Raw genomic sequence first — 22,388 nt, 5'->3', positions numbered from 1 at the left:
AAGTCCAGCGAGAGGCTCTCATGTCCGTGTTCCAAGGCGCTGCCGGGCTCAGCCGGCGCGGATTCCTGATCGGGGCGGGCGGCGTCGCGGCCGCCGCGGCCCTCACCGCGTGCGGCAGCGGCGGCAAGCCGGCGGCCGGCGGCAGCACCGGCCCGTGGGAGTTCACCGACGACCGCGGCCAGAAGGCCACGCGCGACCAGCGTCCGGCGCGGGTGGTGGCCTACGCCAGCTCGGCCGCGGCGCTCTGGGACTACGGCGTCCGCCCGGCCGGCGTGTTCGGCCCGCAGAAGACGGCCGACGGCGGCAAGGAGATCCAGGCCGGCAACATCGACCTGAACGCCGTCACCTCGATCGGCAACGCCTGGGACGACTTCAGCATGGAGAAGTTCGCCGCGCTCAAGCCGGACCTGGTCGTCACCGGCCTGACCGGCACCAAGCCGACGGACATGTGGGTGCTCACCGACGACCTCGGCCCCAAGGTGCAGCAGATCGCGCCGATCGTCGCGCTCTCGGAGTACAAGGTCACGCTGCCCAAGGTGATCGAGCGCTACGCGCAGCTGGCCGTCGCGCTGGGCGGCGACGCGAACTCGGACACCATGAAGAAGGCCAAGGCCGACTTCGACAAGGCGTCGGAGGACCTGCGTGCGGCGGCGAAGGAGAAGGCCGGGCTCAAGGTTTTGGTGCTGTACGGCGACAAGGACGGCTTGTACATCGCGAAGCCGGACTTCTTCGCCGACCTCGCGTACTACCGCGAACTCGGCCTGGACATCGTCTCCGGCGGCGGCAGCGAGGACTACTGGGAACAGCTGTCCTGGGAGCAGGCGGGCAAGTACCCGGCGGACCTGATCCTGACCGACTCGCGCTCGTACGCGTTGCCGCGCGCGCAGATGACGCAGTTCCCGACCTGGAACCAGCTGCCCGCGGTCAAGGCGAACCAGCTGGGCGACTGGTCGGCCGAGCCGCGCTTCAACCACCTGCTCGCCACACCGGTCATCCAGAAGCTGACCGCGCTGGTGAAGGGTGCCCGCACGGACATCACCGCCTGAGGAGGCCCGCGATGACCAACCCGTTCGAAGACCCCGACGGCACGTACCTGGTCCTGGTGAACGCCGAGAACCAGCACAGCCTGTGGCCGGAGTCCACCGACGTCCCAGCCGGCTGGACGGTCACCTTCGGCCCGTCGTCCCGCCAGGCCTGCCTCGACCACGTGGAAGCCACCTGGACGGACATGCGCCCCAAGTCCCTGGCCGACGCCATGGACGCCTGACCACCTCCCGCCGAAAGCGCCGGGAGCCCGATGGCTCCCGGCGCTTCCGCTTGCCCTCCCGCCGCCGGCCCCAGGTTGGTGCCGCGAATGACTCATTCGGGACCTCAGAGGTCCCGAATGAGTCATTCGCGACCTCGGGCCGGCGGTCTTGCCCGGGGTCAGGCGCGCTGGCCGGACCAGGCTTCCCAGAGCTTCGCGTACTGACCACCCGCGGCGACCAGGTCTTCGTGGGTTCCGGACTCCACCACGGCTCCCGCGTCGAGGACCACGATCCGGTCGGACGCCGCCGCCTGGGTCAGGCGGTGGGCGACCACCAGGGCCGTGCGGCCCTCCAAGGCCGCCGCGGCCGCCGTTTCCAGGACCTTCGATCCCGCGCTGCCCGCCTCCGCCGTGGCTTCGTCGAGGATCGCGATCGGCGGGTCGGCCAGCACCAGCCGGACCAGGGCCAGCTGCTGCGCCTGCGTCACCGTCAGCTGGTGACCGCCTTCGCCGACCACGGTGGCCAACCCGGAGGGAAGCGACGACACCCAGGTCAGCGCGCCCACCTTGGCCAGCGCGGCCCGCAACTCGGCGTCGGTCGCGGACGGGCGGGCGAGCCGCAGGTCCTCGGCCAGCGGGCCCGCGAAGACGTGGACCTCCTGGCTGATCAGCCCCACCGCCCGGCGCGTGCCCTCCGGCCCCAGCTCGTCCAACGACACCCCGCCGAGGGTCACCGAGCCGGTGTCCGGGCGGTGGATGCCGGCGATCAGCTTGGCCAGCGTCGTCTTCCCGGCCCCGCTCGCGCCGACCAGCGCCACCCGTTCGCCGGGTGCGACACCGAGGTCGACCTCCCGCAGCACCGGATGACCGTCCACATAGGAGTATCCGATTCCCGCCGTCTTCACCGACGCGTCCACCGGCCGTGACGGCTGCGCGGGCGACGGCTCGGCCGGCAGGTCGGCGACGCCGATCAGCCGCGCGAGGCTGGCCGCGGCCGCCTGGGCGTCGTCGACCAGCGCGAGCGCCGTCGTGATCGGCCCGAACAGGCTGTGGAAGTACAACGCCGCCGCCGTCGCGACACCGACCGTCACCGCGTCCGCGCCCACCAGCAGGAACCCGAGTGCCAGCACCGCCGACAGCCCGACGAACTCCGCCAGGTTGAGCCGCGCGTAGAACCGCGTCACCAAGCGGATTCCCCGCAACGCCAGCGAGACGGCCGCGTCGGACCGGTCCCGCACCCGCTCGAGATGCGTGTCCGCCAGCCGGAACGCGCGGACCGTCTTCGCGCCGCCGATGGTGTCCAACAGCTGCTGCTGTTGCGCCCCGACCGCCTCCCGTTGGGCCACGTACAACGGCTTCGCGCGCGGCACGTACCAGCGGACGGTCCACAGCTGGATCGGCACGGCCAGCAGCGCCGCGAGCAGGAACCGCCAGTCCAGCACGGCCAGCGCGCCGAGCGTCAGGACGACCGTCAGCACCGACCGCCCCAGCTCGGGCAGCGCCTGCCGGACGCCCTCGGCGACCACCGAAACGTCGTTCGTCACGCGGGCGGTGAGGTCGCCGGACCCGGCGCGCTCGAGCTGATCGAGCGGCAGGCCCAGCGCGCGTTCGACGAAGCGTTCGCGCAGCTCGGCCAGGATCGTCTCGCCCAGCCGCGCCACCAGCGACACACCGATCGCGGTCGCCACCGCCTGCGCCACCGCGACGAGCACCAGGCCGACGATCGGCGTGACCAGCTCGGCGGCCGGGCGGCGCGTGGCGACCAGGTCGACGACCCGGCCGAGCAGCGGCGCGGTCAGCAGGCCGATCGCGGTGGCCGCGACGAGCGTCGTGAACGCGGCCGCGACCCGGCCTTTTGCCCGGCCGGCGAGCTCGCCGAGGACGGCGCGGATCCGGCGGCCGTCGGCCACGGGGAGGAGTTCGCGGGTCACGACAGCACCGCCGCTCGGTAGTCGGGACGGCCGGCCAGCTCGGCGTGCCGGCCTTCGCCCGCGACGCGCCCGTCGTCGAGCAGGACGACGCGGTCGGTGGCGGCCAGCAGCGCCGGGCTGGTGGTCACGAGGATCGTGGTGCGGCCGCGCCGCAGTTCGGCGAGCCCGGCGGCGATCCGGGCCTCGGTGACCGTGTCGACGGCGGTCGTCGGGTCGTGCAGCACCAGCACCGGCGCGTCGGCGGCGAGCGCCCGGGCGAGCGCGACCCGCTGCCGCTGCCCACCCGAGAGCGACCGGCCGCGTTCGGTCACGGCGGTCGCGACGCCGTCGGGCAGCGCGCTCGCCACCTCGTCGACGGCGGCCGCGGTCATCGCCTCGGCGGTCTTCGGCCCGGTGGCCACGTTCTCGGCGACCGTCCCGGCGAACAGGTCGGCATCGTGCGCCGCGACCAGCACCACCTCGCGGACCCGGCTGGGATCCACTGTGGACAGATCGACCGAGTCGACCGACACCGAGCCGCCCGCCGGATCGGCGGCGCGGCCCAGGCAGTCCAGGAGGTCGGTCGCCGCGGCCGGGTCGGTGGTCACCACGCCCAGCAGCTCGCCCGGACGTGCTTCGAAGCCGACGTCGCGCAGGGCGCCGCGGTTCAGCGCGGACAGCTTGACGTGCCCGGCCGCCGGAACCGGCAGTGCCGCGTCCCCGGCGCCGACGGCGTGGGCGGCGTTCAGCACTTCGGCGATCCGCGCGGCCGACGCCCGGCCCTGCGCGAGCTCGCCGTTGACCCACGAAAAGATGCTGAACGGCGTGATCAGGTACTGCGCGAGCCCGACCGCGGCGACCAGGTCGCCGACGCTGATGTCGCCGGCCGCGGCGAGGTTGCCGCCGACGAGGGCGACGACGGCGATGAAGATCCCGGTGAGCGCCAGCAGGGCACCGTTGTGCCAGGCCTGGGCCCGGGCGGCGCGCAGCGTCGCCCGCAGCGAATCCTGGCTGGTCCGCCGGTAGCGGGCGACGGCGGCGCGTTCGGCGCCGACCCCCTTGAGCACGCGCAGCCCGGCGACGAGGTCGGTGGCGACGCCGGAGGCGAACGCCGACCGCTCCTGCTCGGCCTCGCTCCGGCGTTCCAGGGGCTTTCCGATCAGGTGCGCCAGGTAGAGCATCGGCGGCGTGCCGAGCAGCACGAGCAGGCCGAGCGGCAGCGACATGGTGAGCAGCACGACGGCGCTGACCAGCAACCCGGCCAGGCCGGCGACGCCGAAGGGCAGGACGCCGTTGACCGTGCCGACGCGCTTGGCGTCCGACGTCCCGATGCTCACCAGTTCGCCGGCGAGGGTGCCGGAACCGGCCACACCGCCGGGGTGCAGCACCCGACGTCCGACGTCGAGGCGGAGGTCGTGCGCCGCGCGTTCGGCCGCGCGCTCGCCGAAGCGGGCACCGAGGCGGTAGCTGGTCGACAGGGCGGCGAAGAGGACGCCCAGCACCGCCAGCCAGACCAGGAGCGTGCTCACCGAGCCGCCCGCGACGGCCTGGTCGATGACCACGCCGATCACCACCGGGACCAGCGCTTCGCCGCCTTGGTGGCCCGCGGTCAGGAGCGCCGCGAGCGCCACCGATCGTCGTTGCCCGGCGATCGACCGGCGGAGGACCTGCCGTCCCGTCGTGCTCACCCGCGCCTCCCTCTCCAGAGCTGGGATAGGTAAGGCTAGTCTAAGTAAAGAAGTTACGGGAGCACGGTCGGCTTCGTCTCAGTCCGCGGTTCGGTCGCCGGTTCGCCGAACCGGGCCAGCGCGAGGGCGGCCACCACGGCGAAGGCGAACCCGGCGACGGCGACCAGCGCGAAGCCGGGCCGGGTGCGGTCGCCGAGCGCCAGCACGCCGACCAATGACGGGAACACCGTCTCGCCGAGCACCATCATCGCGGTCGAGGTGGTGACGCTCCCGCGCTGCAACGCCGTCGCGTAGAAGAGCATCGCCAGCCCGCCGGCGACCGCGACGGTGTAGGTCGCGGGGTCGGTGAGCAGGTCGAGCGGCGCGAGGCTGGGGATGATCCGGCCGGCGATCGCCACGACACCGAAGCACAGCCCGGCGACGAGCCCGAGCGCCGGCGTCCGGATCCGGCGGTTCGCCTTGCCCGCGACGAGCCCGGCCGCGGCGAGGACGGCGACCGCGCCGATCAGCGTCAGCCGGAAGCCGAGCCCGACCGGGTCCGAGCCTTCGCTTTCGGCGGCGGCGCCGAGCAGGGCGAGCCCGGCGCACACGACGCCGACGGCCACCCATTCGCGGCGGCCGAGCCGCACGCCGAGGAACCGCGCGCAGACGGCGGTCACGGCGAGGCTCGCGGCGAGCGCGGCCTGCACGACGAACAGCGGCAGGACGTGGAGGGCCACGATCTGCGCGACGAACCCGAGGACGTCGAGGGCGAGGCCGAGCACGAACTTCCCCTGGCCAAGCACGCGGACCAGCAGTTTCGGGTCGACACCGTCGGCGCCGGTGTCCGTGGCCCGGGCGGCGACCGACTGCATCACCGAAGCCACGCCGTACGCGCATGCCGCGCCCAAGGCGCAGAGCAGTCCCCACCACATGCGGGTCACTCTATTTTGTCGGTCCACTGAGGTACGGTGCGGCCATGTCGAACACGAGTTCGAAGACGCATCGCCACTGGCCCGCGCCGGTGGCGGCCGACGAGCTGCGCCTGTTGCTGGACTTCCTGCAGTTCCTGCGCGCGACGGCGGTGAACAAGCTGGCGGGGCTGACGTTGCCGCAGGCCACGGCGACACCGCTGCCGGCGTCGCCGCGGATGAGCGCGCTGGGGGTGGTGAAGCACCTGACTGCGGTGGAGCGCTGGTGGCTGGCGATCGAGGCGGGTGGGGCGGATCTGCCGTCCCTGTGGGCGGGGAGCCCGGACCCGAGCTGGGACATCGGACCGGAGGACACCCCGGCGTCGGTGGTGGCGGCGTACAAGGCGGAGTGGGCCCGGGTGGAGAAGGCCCTGCGCGGACTGGGCCCCGACGACCGGACGCGGCGGCGATCGGAGTTCACGGTGCGGTGGGTGCTGGCACACGTGGTGCAGGAGACGGCGCGGCACGTCGGACATCTGGACGTGCTGCGCGAGCTGGCGGACGGGGAGGTGGGTGAGTGACGCAGAGGTGAGTAGGCGGTAGTGGGGGAGGGAGGAGACGGTGGTCCGGGTTTCGGTGCTGGTTGCCGGTTGCTGGCTTGCCTGACCTGACCAGCCTTGGCTCGGCCTGCCCTGCCCTGCCCTGGCCTGCTCGGCTCGCTCGGCCTGCTCGCCCAGCCCTGCCCTGCCCTGCTCAGCCCTGCCCAGCCCTGGCCTGCTCGGCTCGCTCGGCCTGCTCGCCCAGCCCTGCCCAGCCTCGGCCTGGCCGGCCTCAGCTCGGCCTGGCCCGGCTGGCTTGGCCTGGGGTGTCTCGGGCCGGTTCGGCTCGGCTCGCCTGGCCCGGCTGGCTTGCCGGGCCCGGCCGGCTTGGTTCGGCTCGGCTGGGCTCGGTCCGGGGTCTCGTCTCGGACCGACTCGGCTCGGGCAACCGGTAGCCGACTGCCGACTGCCCCAGCCGGCTCGAGGAGAACCGGTGCGGTCCAGTCGGGTGCGGCGCAGCGCCGGAGTGATCGCCGTACCAGCGGTGGGCTTCCGCCTAGAAAACCGGATGACAAGCGCCGCTACCCTGGATTCGTGGCCGTCGTCGCGGAGTACCGCCGATTTACCGGCCCCCTGGCCCCTTCCGGGTGCCTGCGGGGTTCCGGGGCCATGGCCGCAGCCGGCACTGCCTGAGCCGGCACCGCCTGAGCCGGCACCGCCTGAACCGACCTCGCCGGGTGTCCGGGGCCAGGGGGAACCACCCCCCCAGCCGTCCCGCTCATCCCGGAGGTTCCGTCTTGCCCGAAACACTCACTCCCGCCCAGCTGGCCCGCGACCTCGCCGTCCGTGATCTCACCGATGCCGCCGCCGGGCCGCACGCCATCCAGCTCGTCGTCGAGCAAGCCGTCGAAGCCGTTGCCGCGCTCTGGTCCTGTGCTGTCCGGCGGCACCCGGGCGAGCGCATCGTCACCGTGGCCGACAACTACGACCACCTCGGCTACCATCCCGCCGACGTCACGCGCGACGCCCGCTACACCCGGTACGTCGACGGCCGGCACGTCCTGCGCAGCCACTCCACCGCGATGATCCCCGCCGCGCTGCGGGCGCTGGCCGCGAACCCCGCCGAGGACGTCCTGCTCGTCTGCGCGGGCGTCGTCTACCGCCGGGACAGCATCGACCGGCTGCACAGCGGCACGCCCCACCAGCTCGACCTGTGGCGGATCACCCGCGGCCCGACCACCCGCGCCGACCTCGAGGAGATGGCCGGCGCCCTCGTCCCGGACCGCGCTCACCGCCTCGAACCCCGGCGGCATCCGTACACAGTGGACGGTGCGCAGCTGGACGTCGGACACGAGGGTGCGTGGGTGGAGGTCGCCGAGTGCGGGCGGGTACACCCCGCCGTCCTGGCGCGCGCCGGGCTCGGGGACGGCTGGTCCGGGCTCGCTCTCGGCCTGGGCCTCGACCGGATGCTGATGCTGCGGAAGGGCATCCCGGACATCCGGCTGCTGCGCGAAACCGACCCGGCGATCGCCGCCCAGATGACCGACCTCGCGCCCTACCGCCCGGTCTCCGCCCTGCCACCGGTGCGCCGCGACCTCTCGATCGCCGTCGACGCCCACGACCGCGCCGAGGACCTCGGCGACCGCGTCCGCGACGCCCTCGGCGAAGACGCCGGCGTCGTCGAGTCGGTCGAGATCCGGCAGGAGACGCCGTGCGCCCTGCTGCCACCGCAGGCGCGAGCCCGCCTGGGCGCCCGCCCGGACCAGAAGAACCTCCTGGTCCGCCTGGTGCTCAGACCCCTGGCCAGTACGCTGTCCGACGCCGAGGCGAACGTCCTGAGAGACCGGGCGTACGCGGCCCTCCACCAGGGAAGCGCCCACGAGTGGACCACCCCGTAGGGTGGGCCCATGGCAGATCGTCTGTACTTCCGGCAGCTGCTCGCCGGGCGGGACTTCGCCGTCGGTGACCCCGTCGCGACGCAGATGGCGAACTTCGCCTACCTGATCGGGGACCGCGAGACCGGGGACGCCGTCATCGTCGATCCGGCCTACGCGGTGCGGGACCTGCTCGACGTCCTGGCGCAGGACGGGATGCGGCTCACCGGCGTGCTGGCGACCCACCACCACCCCGACCACGTCGGCGGCGAAATGCTCGGCTTCTCGCTGCCCGGGATCGCCGAGCTCCTCGCGATCGAACAGGTGCCGATCCACGTCAACGGCGCCGAGACCGAGTGGGTCCGGCGGGTCACCGGCGTGTCCGGCACCGATCTGCGTGCGCACGACCACGACGACGTCCTCGAGGTCGGGGCCATTCCCATCCGGCTGCTGCACACGCCCGGGCACACGCCGGGCAGCCAGTGCTTCCTGGTCGAGGACAAGCTCGTTTCCGGTGACACGCTCTTCCTGGAAGGCTGTGGCCGCACCGACTTCCCGGGCGGCGACGCCGAAGAGATCTACCGCAGCCTGCAGGCGCTCGCCGGGCTGCCCGGCGACCCGGTGGTCCACCCCGGGCACCAGTACTCGGCGGAGCCGTCGGCCGCGCTGTCGGAGGTGAAGCGCACCAACTTCGTCTACCGGCCGCGCTCGCTCGACGAATGGAAGGTCATGTTCGGCGGCTGAGACAAGGGCGTTCCACGGGGTGAAACACGGGGTGTTCACGGAGTGGGCGCCGATTGACTTCGCTTCCCGGGGACCGGAAGGTCGGGACCACGCAATCCCGAACGTCCCCGTCCCCGGGAGAAATCCGTGTCGATTTCCACCACGGGCGTGCTCACCCGCGCCCGGAAACGCGCCGCCGAGCCGCCGCGCACCGCCGCGCGGCGGCCCGATCTCCGGCGCTGGATCAGCCCGGTGGTGCTGCTCGCCGCCTGGCAGATCGCCAGCGCCACCGGCGTCCTGCCGCCCGACAAGCTCAGTGCACCGTGGACGGTCGTGCAGGCGGGCGTCGAGGCCGCGCGCAGCGGCGAACTCGGTGCCGCCTTCGCCGTTTCGCTCGGCCGGGTCGGCGCCGGGTTCGCGCTCGGCGCGGTCGCCGGTGTCCTGCTCGGCATCGTCTCCGGGCTGTCGCGCTGGGGCGAAGCCCTGGTCGACCCGCCGGTGCAGATGCTGCGCACCCTGCCGTTCCTCGGCCTGATCCCGCTGTTCATCCTGTGGTTCGGCATCGGCGAAGAGACGAAGATCGTGCTCGTCGCCCTCGGCGTGGCGTTCCCGCTCTACCTCAACGTCCACTCGGGAATCCGCGGCGCCGACCCGGACCTCGTCGAAGCCTCCCGGGCGCTCGGGTTCAGCCGCGCGGAACGGCTCTGGCACGTCGTCGTGCCCGGCGCGCTGCCGCAGGCGCTCGTCGGGCTGCGGCAGTCGCTCGGCCTCGCCTGGCTCGCGCTGATCGTCGGCGAGACGGTCAACGCCGACGCCGGGGTCGGCTACCTCATCAACAACGCGCGGGAATTCCTGCGCACCGACGTCGTGGTCGTCGGGCTGGTCCTGTACGCCCTGCTCGGCCTGGTCACCGACGCGCTGGTCCGGCTGCTCGAACGGAAGGTGCTGCGGTGGCGAACCCGGTAGCCGAGGTCCGCGGTCTCACCAAGCGGTTCGGCGACCGGACCGTCCTGTCCGGACTCGACCTGACCGTCGAGCGCGGCGAGTTCGTCGCCCTGCTCGGCCGCAGCGGGTCCGGCAAGTCGACGCTCCTGCGGGTGCTCGCCGGCCTCGACGATGACGTCGACGGCGGCGTGGAAGTCACCGGGACCGTTTCGGTCGCGTTCCAGCAGCCGAGACTGCTGCCGTGGCGGAAGGTGTGGCGCAACGTCGTCCTCGGCCTGCGCCAGGACGGCGTCGCGAAGTCCCGCAACCGGGGCCTGGCCGAGAAAGCCTTGGCCGAAGTGCACCTGGCTGAGCACGCCGACGACTGGCCGCTCACGCTGTCCGGCGGCGAGGCCCAGCGCGTGTCACTCGCCCGCGCGCTGGTGCGCGAACCCGATCTGCTGCTGCTCGACGAGCCGTTCGGCGCCCTGGACGCCCTCACCCGGATCTCCATGCACGGCCTGGTCCAGGACCTCTGGCGGCGGCACCGGCCGGGCGTGCTGCTGGTGACCCACGACGTCGACGAGGCCCTGCGGCTCGCCGACCGCGTCCTGGTGCTCGACGGCGGCCGGATCGTGGCCGCGCACCGGCCGCGCGAAACCGCCGATCACGACGACCTCCGCCGCCGCGTGCTGGCCGACCTGGGAGTGACCGAAGATGCTGTGGCGTAAGGGAATACTGGCTGTCGTCGCGGCTCTCGCCGTATCGGCGTGCGGGACGGAGACCGGCGGTGAAGCACCGGTGCCGGCCGCGGTGAGCGCGGCCGACCTGGCGAAGGTGACGCTCAAGGTGGGCGACCAGAAGGGCGGCGTGAAATCCCTGCTCACCGCGGCGAACCTGCTGCAGGGGACGCCTTACAAGATCGAATGGGCGACCTTCACCTCGGGACCGCCGCTGCTCGAGGCCGCCTCGGCCGGCGCCATCGACACCGGGCGCGTCGGCAACACGCCGCCGATCTTCGCGGCCGCCGCGAAGGCGAAGATCAAGGTGGTCAGCGTGTCGCGCAGCAACGTCGAGCGGGAAGCCGTGCTCGTCCCGCCGGACTCGCCGCTGCAGGACGTCGCTTCGCTGAAGGGCAAGACGATCGGCGTCGCCAAGGGCTCCTCGGCGCACGGGCAGCTGCTGAACACGCTGCACCGCAACGGCTTGTCCACCAAGGACGTAAAGCTGACCTTCCTGCAGCCGGCCGAGGCGTACGCCGCGTTCACCCAGCACACGATCGACGCCTGGGCGATCTGGGACCCCTACACCGCGCAGGCGCAGATCGAAGCCCACGCGCGGGTGCTGGCGGACGGCCGCGGCGCGTCGAACGGCCTGGGCTTCCTCACCGCGAGCACGGCGGCACTCGGCGACCCCGGCAAGAACTCCGCGTTGCGCGACTTCGCGGTGCGCGTGGTCAAGGCCCAGAAGTGGGCCGACACGCACCGCGAAGAGTGGGCGCAGGCCTGGGCCAAGGAGACCGGGCTGAAGCTCGAAGTCGCGCAGAAAGCCGTCGAAGCGGGCCGTGACCTGCCGATCGTGCTGGACGACTCCGTGGTGGCGTCCGAACAGCAGCTCGCGGACGCCTTCACCGACGAGAAGACTTTGCCGGGCAAGGTGGACTTCGCCGCCTTCGTCGACCGGCGGTTCGGTCCCGACCTGGACCAGGCGAGGAGCAACGGATGAGCACCAGGCTGCACTGGTTCCTGCCCACCAGCGGGGACGGCCGCACGATCGTGGAACGCTTCCACGCCAACCGGTCCGCGGGCCCGGCCGCCCAGCGCGACCCGGACCTGGACTACCTGGCCCAGGTCGCCCGCGCGGCCGAGCGGCAGGGTTTCGAGGGCGTCCTGACGCCGACCGGCACGTGGTGCGAGGACGCCTGGCTCACCACGGCCGCGCTGATCCGGGAGACCACCCGGCTGAAGTTCCTGGTCGCGTTCCGCCCGGGCGTCATCTCACCGACCCTGGCCGCGCAGATGGCGGGGACGTTCCAGCGCCTGTCGGGCGGCCGGGTCATGCTCAACATCGTCACCGGCGGTGACGCGGTCGAGCAGCGCCGCTTCGGCGACTGGCACGACCACGACGCCCGGTACGCGCGGACGGACGAGTTCCTCACCATCGTGCGCGGGGTCTGGTCCGGCGAGCCGTTCAGCTTCGAAGGCGAGCACCTGCGCGTCGAAGGCGCGACGACGCTGGCCGCGCCGGACCCGGTGCCGCCGATCTACTTCGGCGGCTCGTCACCGGCCGCGCTGCCGGTCGCGGCGCGGCACGCCGACGTCTACCTGACCTGGGGCGAACCGCCCGCGCAGGTGGCGGAGAAGATCGGCAAGGTCCGCGAGCTGGCCGGGGACCGGCCGATCCGGTTCGGCGTCCGGCTGCACACGATCTCGCGCGACACCTCGGCCGAGGCCTGGGCGGAGGCGCAGAAGCTGCTCGACGCGCTGAGCCCGGAGCAGGTCGCGAAAGCGCAGGCCCAGCTGGCCGCCAGCGAGTCGGTGGGCCAGCAGCGGATGGTCGCACTGCACGGCGGGAAGCACGACGGCGGCGTCCGCGGGCTGGAGATCCACCCGAACCTGTGGGCCGGCGTCGGCCTCGTGCGCGGCGGTGCGGGGACCGCGCTGGTCGGGAGCCACGAGGAGGTCGCGGACCTGATCGAGGAGTACCACAGCGTCGGGGTGAGCGAGTTCGTGCTGTCGGGCTACCCCCACCTGGAGGAGGCGTACTGGTTCGGCGACGGCGTCCGGCCGGAGCTGGCCCGGCGCGGCCTGCTCAAGGAGTACTAGTCCCAGCGCGTCGAGGCGTAGACGACGATGTTGTCGCGGTAGGAGCGTTTCGCCGCGTCGAAGCTGCCGCCGCAGGTGATGAGCCGCAGCGCGCTGCCCGGCGCGGGCCCGTACACCGCGTCCGTCGGGAACGCGTCCTTCGGGTAGCGCTGGACGGCGTCCACGACGAACCGCGTCTCGAGGCCGTCCGAGCGCGCGACGAACACCTGGTCGCCCTCGTGCAGGTCGCGCAGCCGGAAGAACGGCGCCGGCCCGGCCCGGGAGTCGACGTGCGCGGCGATCACCGCCGGGCCCGGGTCGCCCGGCACCGGGCCGGCGGCGTACCAGCCGACGTCCTCGAACCGCGCGGGCGCTTCCAGCTGGTGGGCGGCGCCCAGCCCGAGCGGGACGAGCGCCGCCGCGTCGACGCCGATGGCGGGGATGCGCAGCCGCAGCGGGCGGACGCCGGCCGCGGCGGGCAGCGGCAGCGGCCCGCTCGCGGCCGGCGGAGACACCGACGTGGCCAGGACGACGGATGGCGGCGCGACCGGAGCCGCCGGGGCCGTCGAGCAGCCCGCGGCCAGCACGGCCACGACGAGCAGCGCGCCGGTGTCAGCGCGCACGAGCCGCCCGGCGCCCCACGAGGAGCGCGGCCAGCAGCCCGGCGACCGCCGCGAACACCGGCCACAGCGGGGTGGACCCGGGCGCGGTGCCGCCGCCCCCGGTCTCGACGCCGAACTTCGGCGGTTCGGGCAGCGACGCGCCGTCGGAGAGGGGGTTCGCCTTCAGCGCGCCGGCGTTCTCCGTGACCAGCAGCGTCATGGACGACCCGGCCTTGACGTCGACGTCGGCGGCCGACTTGACCGAGCCGCCGCTCAGCTGCAGCGGCCACCGTCCTTCCGGGACATCCACATAGGACGACGTCTGGCCGTACGCCGCGTCCTTCGCGACGGTGACGCCCTGCGGACCCGCCACGGTGACCGGCGCGATCGCCGCCGACCCCTGCACGACCCGGACGCGGCCCTTGCCCGCGGCCGGCGGGGTGAGGTCGTCGGTGACCAGGTCGCCCTTGAGCGTGTCGCCGGGGCCGTTGGTGAAGACCAGCAGCGAATAGGCGTTGCGTTCGGCGACCTCGATCGTCGCCGACAGCGCGGGCGGCGTGGCCGGTGCGGCGTCGGCGGGCCGCATCGAGAGCGTGTACTTGCCGGGGCCGAGCGACGAGTACGGCGTGACCGCGCCGTAGCCGGCCTTGCGGATGACGACCTTCTCGGCCTGGCCGAAGGGCGCGAAGTAGATGTCCACCGGCGGCACTTTCGGCGACAGGTGGCCGACCCGGATCCAGCCGACGCCCGGGCCGGGGCCGGTGGCCGCCTCGGCCGTCACCGGTGTCAGCGCGACGAACAGGAGGGCTGCGGCGGCCAGCCCGCCGGGTCTGAGGAGGAGGGTGCGCATGGGAGGGGCCTTTCACCGTCAGGGGGAGGAGAACGGGACCAGCAGTCCCGGGGGTGCGAACAGCGGGTACGTGACGAGCACGCCGCCCGCGGTGCGGGCGACCGAGGACGGCCGGAACAGGTCGCGCTGGCCGGCGTAGAACGCGGCCGCGCCTTCCGCACCGTCGGTCAGGAGCACCCGGCGGCGCGGTTGCCCGGCCGGGTCTTCGCCGGGAACGGCGGGGAACGCCGCGACGCCCACCGGCTGGAGGGCCGCGAGCGCGGCGATCGTCGCGATCAGCCGCGGGTCGGCGCGGCCCGCGCGCAGCACGGCGAGGGCGTCCGGGGTGCAGGTGATCCGGGCCGACGCCGCCAGCGCCGCACCCGCGTGGGTGCGGGCGGACTCCTCCGACGGCGCGGCCGGGTCGGCGGCGGGCAGGCCCAGGCGGGAGACGGTGACCTGGCCGAACACCGCGGTCACGCCGGCGTCGGCCAGCGCGGTACCGAGGGCCGGATAGCTGCTCCGGAGGCCGTCCGCGCCGGTGGCGAACACGGCCCAGTCGGCGGGCGGACAGCCGGCCGCGCACGCGGCGGCCGGGACGAGCAGCCCGGTCGGCCAGCCGGCCTTGGCGAACTCGGCCCACGCGCCGTCGTCGACGAGCACGCGCGCGCCGGAAGCGTTGGCCCGCAACCAGTCCTGGGCTTCGACGAGCGGTCCGCCGCGGCCGGTGGCCGGCCGCAGGGCCGGGTAGCCGTAGATCCAGCCGGCGGCGACCACGGCGACGAGGACGCCCGCGGCCAGCACGGTTCCGGGGCCGCGGGCGCGGTTCCCCCGGTGCACCGGGACGCGCTGGCGCGCCAGCGCTTGGACGACCGCGGCGAACAGCAGCGGTGTGAGGGGCAGCAGCAGCGCGAGCACGGCGGTGTCCGGCACGCCGGGCACGAGCAGGGCCGCGACGAGGAGCAGGCCGGACACCGCGAACGGCCGCAGGGCCGTGACCGCCAGCGCGGCCACCAAGGCGACCGTCGAGAGCACTGCCCACGCCGGGTCGAGAGCGACCCAATCGGCCACCGACGGCGGGCTCGCGGCCGCGAGGTGCGGGCGGAGCTCGGCGGCCGCCGGGCCGAACGCGAGGCCCAGCCCGAGGTTGAGCAGCACCGCCACCAGCGCCGCGCGGGCGGGCGCGCGCCGCACCAGCAGCCAGCCCGCGGCGGGCAGGAAGAGCAGCGCCAGCGGGGAGGTGAGCACCGCCGCGAGCAGGCAGACCGCGGCCAGGACGTCGTGCCGGATCCGGGCGCCGGGCCGGGTGATGAGCACCAGCGCGCCGAGGACCCAGACGGCCGCCAGATGCTCGACGACGACCAGCCGCTGCAGGCCGAGCGCCAGCGGCGACGCCGCGACCAGCAGCACCGCGGCCGCCGACGCCCACCGCGTCAGGCCGAGCCGGCGCGCCAGGAACCACAGCAGCACGGTGCCGAGCACCGCGGCGACGAGCATGGTCTCCCGGACCGCCGCGAGCGCCGACGCCGAACGCCCGAAGGCGTCGGAGACCATCGTGTACGCCGTGAGCTGCCACCAGCCGAACGGGCTGACCCCGGCACCGCCGGCGTCGGTGAACGGCGTGAAGTGCCCGAGCGCGTAGGCGTGGGCGACGTTCGCGGCCTCGGCGGGCAGGGCCGGCGCGGGCGCGGCGAGGTACAGCACGCGCAGCCCGCCCGCCAGCGCCAGCAGGGCCAGCACGATGTCGAGCGACAGCAACCGGTGTGCGGCCGGGAAGCCGGTGGCCGCCGGTTCGGGAAGCGTCGCGGGGGAGGAGCGGCCCGGGTCGGTCGTCTCCCGGCTGTGCTGGGCCATTGGACGGATCGTAGCCTCTCCCGATCACCCGTCCAGCTCGGGACGGTTACGTCAGCCGGACGGCCCAGTCGCGGGAAAAGCGTTGCCCGGCAAGATTATTTCCCACCGCGCGCCCCGGAGCCGGAGAGGGTCCGGCTCAGCGCCAAGGCGACCGTTCGGACGGCGGGGGCGACCCGTTCGGTCCGCATCCGGTTGGCCCAGCCGGAAATCGACACCGCCGCCACGGCGACGCCGTGCGTGTCGAGCAGGGGGCTGGCCGCGCACACCACCCCGACGCCGGATTCCTCGCGCTCCAGGGCGATCCCCTCCTCCCGCACCCGGGTGAGCTGACGGCGCAGCAGGCCGGGCGCGGTGATCGTCCGCGCGCTCAGCCGCGGCAGCCCGGCGTCGATCACCTGGTCCACCACGGATTCCGGGGAGAACGCCAGGATCGCCTTGCCGACGCCGGTGGCGTGCGCGGGGAACCGGCCGCCGATGCGCGAGGGCAGCGTCGGCGCGTCCGGCCCGCGCAGCACGTCGAGGTACACGACTTCGGTGCCTTCGAGGATCGCGAGGTGGACGGTGTTGCGCGTGGCTTCGCGCAGGTCGGCCAGGTACGGCCGGGCCGCCTCGACCAGGCCACGGCGGGGCGAGGCCAGTTGGCCGATTTCGAACAGCCGCAGCCCGAGCCGCACCGCGCCGGCCTCGCGTTCGAGCAGGCCGGTCTCGGCGAGGTGCCCGACGAGCCGGTGCACGGTCGTCTTCGCCAGCCCGGTCCGGCGGCCCAGCTCGGAGACGCCGAGGGTTTCGTCACCCGGCCGGAAGGCTTCCAGGAGCGCGGCGAGCCGGGCCGCGACGAGGCCGTCGCCGCTCGCGCCGTCGTTCCGCCCAGCGGTACGCATGGGTTGAGTGTGCCCGATCCGCCGCGCGACTGTCACCAGGTCGGGCAAGGGAGGTGCGTCAGTGGCCGTCGGCGCCGAGGACGAGTTTCACGCAGTGCGCGACGAGCCGCTCGCGCGAAACCTTCAGCGAGCCGTCGAGGTAGGCGACGAAGACGTTGGTCAGCGCGCCGACCAGCCCGACGGCGACCATCCGGCGTTCGGCCTCGTCACCGTGGGTGAGCTGCTCGCCGACCAGCGCGGCGAACACCGGCAGCAGGTGCAGGCCGCGGCGGGTCAGCGCGGGGTCGGTGAGCGGGGCGAGCAGCAGGACCCGGCCCTTGCGGGGGTCGTCGACGATCAGCTCGACGAACGCGCGCACGGCGTTCTCCGCCCGCGACACGGGGGTGGGGGCGTCCCGCACCGCGTCGACGAGCGCCTGCCGCGCCTGCTCGCCGACGTGCTCGTAGACCGCCGCGACGAGTTCTTCGCGGTCGGCGAAGCTCTCGTAGAAGTAGCGCTCGGTCAGCCTCGCGTGCCGGCACACCGCGCGGACGCTCGTCCCGGCCGAGCCTTCGGTGCCGAGCAGTTCCAGGCCGGCGGCCACGAGCTGCTCGCGCCGGAGCGCCTTCCGGTCGTCCAGCGTCGTGCCCGCCCAGGTCCGGCCCGGCATCACAGCTCCTCGGTTGACTACAACTGTTGTCAGATCCTAGCCTGACAACAGCCGTAGTCAGTTCGAGACTCGACGAGGAGTGCGCCGATGACCCCCCAGCCCCTGGGTCCCGACTCGCTGACGTGGAAGTACTTCGGCGACTGGCGCGGCCTGCTGATCGGCCTGTGGGCCGGCTCCATGCAGAACATGCACCCCGGCCTCGGCGCCGGCGTCGAGCAGCACTCGCGGTTCTTCGAAGAGCGCTGGCAGCGGCTGTTCCGTTCGCTCTACCCGATCGGCGGGGTCGTCTACGACGGCCCGCGCGCCCACCGGACCGCCCTCGAAGTCCGCGGCTACCACGACCGCATCAAGGGCGTCGACGCCCAGGGCCGCCGCTACCACGCGCTCGACCCGGACACCTACTACTGGGCGCACGCGACGTTCTTCGTCAGCACGATCCTCATCGCCGACCACTTCATGGGCGGCATCGGCGAGGCCGAGAAGCGGCAGCTGTTCGACGAGCACGTCCGCTGGTGGCAGATGTACGACATGACCATGCGGCCGGTGCCGGAAAGCTGGGAGGACTTCCAGCGCTACTGGAAGCACATGTGCACCGAGGTCCTGGAGGACAACAAGGCCACCCGGGACGTCCTGGACATCCGCGGGCTCGGCAAGCCGCCGTTCCTGCCCTGGCTGCCGGACCCGCTGTGGCGGCCGGTGCAGCGGGTGATCGCGCGCAACTTCGTGTGGCTGACGATCGGCCTGTACGACCGCGAGGTCCGCGACCTGCTCGGCTTCCGCTGGACCGAGCGCGACGCGCGCCGGCACCGGCGGTTCGGGAAGCTGGTCAACGCCGTGTTCACGCTCGTCCCGCACGATCGCCGCTACCACCCGCGAGCGCGCGCCGGCTGGCGCCGCGAGCGCGGCGAGGTGGCTGCGGACGCACCCTTGGTCGAGACTCCACGCAGGAACCTGCCGCCGCTGTCCGAGCGGGGCAAGCCCGAGCACTACGCGCCGAACGTCTAGGAGGCTTTCGTGAAGCTGGGATTCCACGTCGGGTACTGGCAGAGCGGCCCCACCCCGGGTGCGCTGGAAGCCGTCCTCAAGGCCGAGGAGCTCGGCTTCGACTCGGTGTGGACGGCGGAGGCGTACGGCTCGGACGCGTTCACGCCGCTGGCCTGGTACGGCGCTTCCACCAGCCGGATCCGGCTCGGCACGAACATCGTGCAGATGGCCGCGCGCACCCCGACGGCGACGGCGATGAGCGCGCTGACCCTCGACCACCTCTCCGGCGGCCGGATGGTGCTGGGGCTCGGCGCGTCCGGCCCGCAGGTCGTCGAGGGCTGGTACGGCCAGCCGTACCCGAAGCCCCTCGCGCGGACCCGCGAGTACGTCGACATCGTCCGGCAGGTGATCGCCCGCGAGGCGCCGGTGACCCTCGACGGCGATCACTTCCAGCTGCCGTTCAAGGGCGGCACCGGGCTCGGCAAGCCGCTGAAGCCGACGGTGCACCCGCTGCGCAAGGACATCCCGATCCACCTGGCGGCCGAAGGTCCCAAGAACGTGGCCCTCGCGGCGGAGATCGGCGACGGCTGGCTGCCGCTGTTCTTCTCGCCCAAGAGCAACGACTTCTACAAGGCCGCGCTCGAGGAAGGCTTCTCGCGGCCGGGCGCGCGGCACACCTTCGCCACGTTCGAGGTGCCGTGCTCGCTGCCGGTGATCGTGCACGACGACGTCGAGGAGGCGGCGAGCTGGATCAAGCCGTCGCTGGCGTTGTACATCGGCGGGATGGGCGCGAAGAGCGTCAACTTCCACCACGACGTCTACGCGCGGCTGGGCTACGGCGACGTGGCCGACAAGGTCCAGGAGCTCTTCCTCGCCGGCCGCAAGGAGGAGGCGGCCGCGGCGATCCCGACGTCGCTGGTGGAGGACACCTCGCTGATCGGGCCGCCGGAGAAGATCCGCGAGGAGCTCGAGGCCTGGGAGGACACCGTGGTCACCCAGCTGCTGCTGCGCGGTGACGCCGCGACGCTGGAGAAGATCGCCCGCGCCCTCGGCTGACCGGCGGCCCCCGTCGTGGCCTTGGTCACGACGATGGCACGATTCCCCTCGACCACTACCGGGTGCGCGCCGAGATCGAATACTCATGGCCTGCACCCGGTACGCCGTTTCGAGGAGGACCATGGCGACGCTGTCCGGCCGGACGAGGTTCCGCTATTCGCTCGGCTCGTTCGTCACCGGGTCCTTCGGCACGGTCCCCGGCCTGGTGCTGGTGAAGTACCTGACCGACACGATGGCCGTCCCCGCGGGCTGGGCGGCGGCGATCGTGTTCGTGCCCAAGGCCTGGGACGTGCTGTTCAACCCGATCGCCGGGCGGATGTCCGACGCCGACCTGCTCAAGACCGGCAGCCGGCGGCGCTTCCTGCTGATCGGCGGTATCGGCGTGGCGATCCTGTTCGCGGCGATGTTCGCCCACCCCGGGTTCGGCGGCCCGCTGCCGGACGCGCTGTACGTGGCGATCACGTTCGCCCTCTGCGCCACGGCGTACGCGCTGTTCCAGGTGCCGTTCAACGCGCTGCCCGCCGAGCTGACCGATTCCGCGACCGAGCGGACGAAGCTCACCAGCGTCCGCATCGGGGTGCTGGCCGTGACGATCCTGATCTGCGGCGGCGGCGCCCCGGCGATCACCGCCGGGATCGAGGGGGTTGCCGGCTACCGGATCATGGCCGTGGTGATCGGGCTGATCGTGCTGGTCGCGACGCTGCTGGTGTACTTCGGGCTCAAGGACGCCCCGGTCGGCTCGCTGCGGCCGAACACGGTGAACCTGAAGGAGCTGGTGCGCACGCTCGCCGCCTGGCGGCCGTTCCGCTGGCTGCTCGGCACGTACTTCATCCAGGCACTGGGCATCGGCACGGTGCTCGCCGCGATCCCGTTCTTCGCCCAGCGCATCCTCGGGAACGACGGCTACGGCACGATCCTGTTCGTCATCTTCGTCGGCCCGGCGCTGGTCACCATGCCGCTGTGGCCGCGGCTCGGCGACCGCGTCGGCAAGCTCAACGGCTTCCGCCTGGCCACGGCGGCCTTCGCGATCGGCCTGCTCGGCCTGGTCTTCGCCCAGGAGATCCCGCTGGTCGTCACGTTCGTGTTCGTGGCGCTGTGCGGGGTCGGGTACGCCGGGATTTCGGTGTTCCCGCTGGCCATCCTGCCCGACCTGATCACCGCCGAAGAGGAGCGCACCGGCGAAACCCGCGCGGGGATCGCGGCGGGCGTGTGGACCGCGGGGGAGACCCTCGGGCTGGCCTTCGGCGGCGGCCTCTGGGCGCTGATCCTGGCGTTCGGCGGGTACGTGTCCAGCACCGACGCCACCGCGGCGCAGCCGCACAGCGCGATCGTGGCGATCCTCGTCGGGGCGTCGATCATCCCCGGCGTGCTGATCGCGCTGGCCCTGCCGCTGCTGCGGCGCAAGGTGCTGGAGCCGCGCCGTGAACCCGTCTGAGGACGTCCTCGCGGCGCTGCGGGAGCTGCGCGCGGGCGACCTGCCGACGCACGGCGGCCGGACCCTGGCCTACGTCTACGACAGCGGGCTGTCCGAAGTGGACTCCCTGGGCGCGGCGGCGCACGCGCTGGCGTCGTCGGCCAACGGCTTGGACCCGACGGCGTTCCCGAGCCTGCTGCGCATGGAGAACGACCTCGTCGCCGCGGCTTCCGCGCTGCTCGGCGACGTCCCGGGCGTGGTCGGTTCGGTGACCTCCGGCGGCACGGAGTCGTGCTTGCTGGCGGTGCTCGCCGCCCGCGACGCGCACCCCGGGATCGCGGCACCGTCGATCGTGCTCCCGACGACCGCGCACGCGGCGTTCCACAAGGCGGCCCACCTGTTCGGGCTGCGGCGGATCGACGTCCCGGTCGACCCGGTGACCTTCCGCGCCGACCCGGCGGCGATGGCCGCGGCGATCGACGACTCGACGGTCCTGGTCGTGGCGAGTGCGCCGTCGTACGCCCACGGCGTGCTCGACCCGGTACCCGAGATCGCGGCGGCGGCGCTCGAGCGCGGCGTCCGGACGCACGTCGACGCCTGCATCGGCGGCTGGGTGCTGCCGTACTTCGCCCGCCTCGGCGCGGACGTCCCGCCGTTCGACTTCCGCGTCCCCGGCGTCACGAGCATTTCGGTGGACCTGCACAAGTACGCGTACTGCCCGAAGGGGACGTCGGTGCTGCTGCACGCCTCGGCGGAGCTGCGGCGCACGCACTACTTCGCGAGCGCGGCCTGGCCGGGCTACACGATGCTGAACACGACCATCCAGAGCACCCGTTCGGGTGGGCCCCTCGCCGCGGCGTGGGCGGTGGTCAACCACCTCGGTTCCGACGGCTACCTGAAGCTGGCATCGGCCGCGCGTGAGGCGGTGGCCCGGATCCGGTCCGGCATCGAGGAACTACCGGGCCTGCGGGTGCTCGGCGACCCGGTGTCGACGCTGATCGCGTTCACCGGCGACGACGGGTTCGACCTGTTCACGGTGGCCGACGAGATGAAGGCGCGCGGCTGGTACGTCCAGCCGCAGTTCGCTTTCGAAGCGTCTCCGGCGAACCTGCACTTGACGGTGACGGCGGCCAACCACGGCGGCGAGAAGGAGTTCCTGACCGACCTGGCCGCGTCGGTGGACGCCGCGCGGGCGGCGGGCCCGGTGGTCGTCGACGCCGCCGTGGCGGAGTTCGTCGCGGCCCTCGACCCGGCAACGTTGACGTCCGAGCAGTTCGCGGGCCTCGTCGCGGCGGCGGGCCTGGGTGGCGCTTCGGGACTGCCGGAGCGGATGGCCCCGATCAACGCGCTCCTCGCAACGGCACCGGCGCCGTTGCGGGAGCGGTTGCTGCTGGAGTTCCTGGGCGCCCTCTACACACCGTCGTGGGGGGTTTGGGGGGGGGGGGGACGCCGGAGAACAAACACCCCCACAGACTGTGGGGGGAGGCGAACCCCCCCCCCGGGGGAGATGAGGCCCGCTGA

21 protein-coding genes are annotated in these 22,388 nt (G+C 73.3%); 13 read left to right on the top strand and 8 right to left on the bottom strand.

Annotated elements, in window-relative coordinates:
• The first annotated feature begins 20 nt into the window (after positions 1-20).
• Both AB0F52_RS46345 and AB0F52_RS46340 read left to right on the top strand, forming a co-directional pair.
• The gene (locus AB0F52_RS46345) at positions 21-1,046 is read left to right on the top strand and encodes an ABC transporter substrate-binding protein (protein ID WP_360185251.1); all 1,026 of its coding nucleotides are present in this window, start codon (positions 21-23) and stop codon (positions 1,044-1,046) included.
• An 11-nt stretch (positions 1,047-1,057) separates the two neighbouring features.
• Positions 1,058-1,267: an MbtH family protein gene (locus tag AB0F52_RS46340; RefSeq protein WP_360185248.1), complete on the top strand. Its 210-nt coding sequence runs from the start codon at positions 1,058-1,060 to the stop codon at positions 1,265-1,267.
• 158 nt (positions 1,268-1,425) lie between these two features.
• Here AB0F52_RS46340 and AB0F52_RS46335 read toward each other — a convergent pair whose 3' ends face one another.
• The 3 genes from AB0F52_RS46335 to AB0F52_RS46325 are packed head-to-tail and all read right to left on the bottom strand — an operon-like array spanning position 1,426 to position 5,758.
• Positions 1,426-3,177: an ABC transporter ATP-binding protein gene (locus tag AB0F52_RS46335; protein ID WP_360185245.1), complete on the bottom strand. Its 1,752-nt coding sequence runs from the start codon at positions 3,175-3,177 to the stop codon at positions 1,426-1,428.
• Positions 3,174-4,844: an ABC transporter ATP-binding protein gene (locus AB0F52_RS46330; RefSeq protein ID WP_360185242.1), complete on the bottom strand. Its 1,671-nt coding sequence runs from the start codon at positions 4,842-4,844 to the stop codon at positions 3,174-3,176. Before AB0F52_RS46330 ends, AB0F52_RS46335 begins: the two co-directional genes overlap by 4 nt.
• 53 nt (positions 4,845-4,897) lie before the next feature.
• Positions 4,898-5,758, bottom strand: coding sequence for a hypothetical protein (locus AB0F52_RS46325; protein WP_360185239.1), 861 nt, complete (start codon positions 5,756-5,758; stop codon positions 4,898-4,900).
• Between the two features lie 44 nt (positions 5,759-5,802).
• Between AB0F52_RS46325 and AB0F52_RS46320 the strand changes: the two genes are divergently transcribed.
• From AB0F52_RS46320 to AB0F52_RS46290, 7 genes are all read left to right on the top strand, one after another.
• A complete protein-coding gene (locus AB0F52_RS46320) occupies positions 5,803-6,315 on the top strand; it encodes a DinB family protein (protein ID WP_360185236.1) in 513 nt (170 codons plus the stop codon).
• A gap of 755 nt (positions 6,316-7,070) precedes the next feature.
• Positions 7,071-8,171 (top strand): hypothetical protein, encoded by a 1,101-nt coding sequence (locus AB0F52_RS46315; RefSeq protein ID WP_360185233.1) that lies wholly within the window; start codon positions 7,071-7,073, stop codon positions 8,169-8,171.
• A gap of 9 nt (positions 8,172-8,180) precedes the next feature.
• Positions 8,181-8,891 carry an MBL fold metallo-hydrolase gene (locus AB0F52_RS46310; protein ID WP_013226852.1) on the top strand — a complete coding sequence of 237 codons (711 nt, stop codon included), beginning with the start codon at positions 8,181-8,183 and terminating at the stop codon, positions 8,889-8,891.
• Positions 8,892-9,017: 126 nt separating this feature from the next.
• A complete protein-coding gene (locus AB0F52_RS46305) occupies positions 9,018-9,836 on the top strand; it encodes an ABC transporter permease (RefSeq protein ID WP_360185230.1) in 819 nt (272 codons plus the stop codon).
• The gene (locus tag AB0F52_RS46300; RefSeq protein ID WP_360185227.1) at positions 9,821-10,525 is read left to right on the top strand and encodes an ABC transporter ATP-binding protein; all 705 of its coding nucleotides are present in this window, start codon (positions 9,821-9,823) and stop codon (positions 10,523-10,525) included. The genes AB0F52_RS46305 and AB0F52_RS46300 overlap by 16 nt, the downstream gene beginning before the upstream one ends.
• Complete coding sequence (locus AB0F52_RS46295; RefSeq protein ID WP_360185224.1) at positions 10,512-11,519, top strand: ABC transporter substrate-binding protein; 1,008 nt, start codon at positions 10,512-10,514, stop codon at positions 11,517-11,519. Before AB0F52_RS46300 ends, AB0F52_RS46295 begins: the two co-directional genes overlap by 14 nt.
• Positions 11,516-12,619 carry an LLM class flavin-dependent oxidoreductase gene (locus AB0F52_RS46290; protein ID WP_360185221.1) on the top strand — a complete coding sequence of 368 codons (1,104 nt, stop codon included), beginning with the start codon at positions 11,516-11,518 and terminating at the stop codon, positions 12,617-12,619. Before AB0F52_RS46295 ends, AB0F52_RS46290 begins: the two co-directional genes overlap by 4 nt.
• On the opposite strand, the gene AB0F52_RS46285 is transcribed toward AB0F52_RS46290, so the two are convergent.
• From AB0F52_RS46285 to AB0F52_RS46265, 5 genes are all read right to left on the bottom strand, one after another.
• Positions 12,616-13,221, bottom strand: coding sequence for a class F sortase (locus tag AB0F52_RS46285; protein WP_360185218.1), 606 nt, complete (start codon positions 13,219-13,221; stop codon positions 12,616-12,618). The two genes, AB0F52_RS46290 and AB0F52_RS46285, sit on opposite strands and share 4 nt — an antisense overlap.
• On the bottom strand, positions 13,211-14,050 hold the full coding sequence (locus tag AB0F52_RS46280; protein WP_360185216.1) for a DUF4397 domain-containing protein: 840 nt from the start codon (positions 14,048-14,050) through the stop codon (positions 13,211-13,213). The genes AB0F52_RS46285 and AB0F52_RS46280 overlap by 11 nt, the downstream gene beginning before the upstream one ends.
• 18 nt (positions 14,051-14,068) lie before the next feature.
• Entirely contained in the window at positions 14,069-15,883 is a 1,815-nt protein-coding gene (locus AB0F52_RS46275) for a glycosyl transferase (RefSeq protein ID WP_360185213.1), read from the bottom strand.
• A gap of 95 nt (positions 15,884-15,978) precedes the next feature.
• Positions 15,979-16,764, bottom strand: coding sequence for an IclR family transcriptional regulator (locus AB0F52_RS46270; RefSeq protein WP_360185211.1), 786 nt, complete (start codon positions 16,762-16,764; stop codon positions 15,979-15,981).
• 58 nt (positions 16,765-16,822) lie between these two features.
• Positions 16,823-17,413 (bottom strand): TetR/AcrR family transcriptional regulator, encoded by a 591-nt coding sequence (locus AB0F52_RS46265; RefSeq protein WP_360185208.1) that lies wholly within the window; start codon positions 17,411-17,413, stop codon positions 16,823-16,825.
• Between the two features lie 87 nt (positions 17,414-17,500).
• Here AB0F52_RS46265 and AB0F52_RS46260 point away from each other — a divergent pair, with 87 nt between their 5' ends.
• The 4 genes from AB0F52_RS46260 to AB0F52_RS46245 form a co-directional block, all read left to right on the top strand.
• The gene (locus AB0F52_RS46260) at positions 17,501-18,418 is read left to right on the top strand and encodes an oxygenase MpaB family protein (protein WP_360185205.1); all 918 of its coding nucleotides are present in this window, start codon (positions 17,501-17,503) and stop codon (positions 18,416-18,418) included.
• Between the two features lie 9 nt (positions 18,419-18,427).
• Positions 18,428-19,453, top strand: coding sequence for an LLM class F420-dependent oxidoreductase (locus AB0F52_RS46255; RefSeq protein WP_360185202.1), 1,026 nt, complete (start codon positions 18,428-18,430; stop codon positions 19,451-19,453).
• Between the two features lie 121 nt (positions 19,454-19,574).
• Positions 19,575-20,888: an MFS transporter gene (locus tag AB0F52_RS46250; RefSeq protein WP_360185199.1), complete on the top strand. Its 1,314-nt coding sequence runs from the start codon at positions 19,575-19,577 to the stop codon at positions 20,886-20,888.
• The coding region (locus tag AB0F52_RS46245; protein ID WP_360185197.1) for an aminotransferase class V-fold PLP-dependent enzyme at positions 20,875-22,388 on the top strand (1,514 nt) is incomplete at its 3' end. The genes AB0F52_RS46250 and AB0F52_RS46245, both read left to right, overlap by 14 nt.

The sequence above is a fragment of the Amycolatopsis sp. NPDC024027 genome, assembly GCF_040638975.1.
In the GTDB taxonomy this organism is placed as follows: Bacteria; Actinomycetota; Actinomycetes; order Mycobacteriales; family Pseudonocardiaceae; genus Amycolatopsis.
The sequence above is the reverse complement of the archived record's forward strand: the minus strand, read 5'-3'. Positions and strand labels throughout refer to the sequence as shown.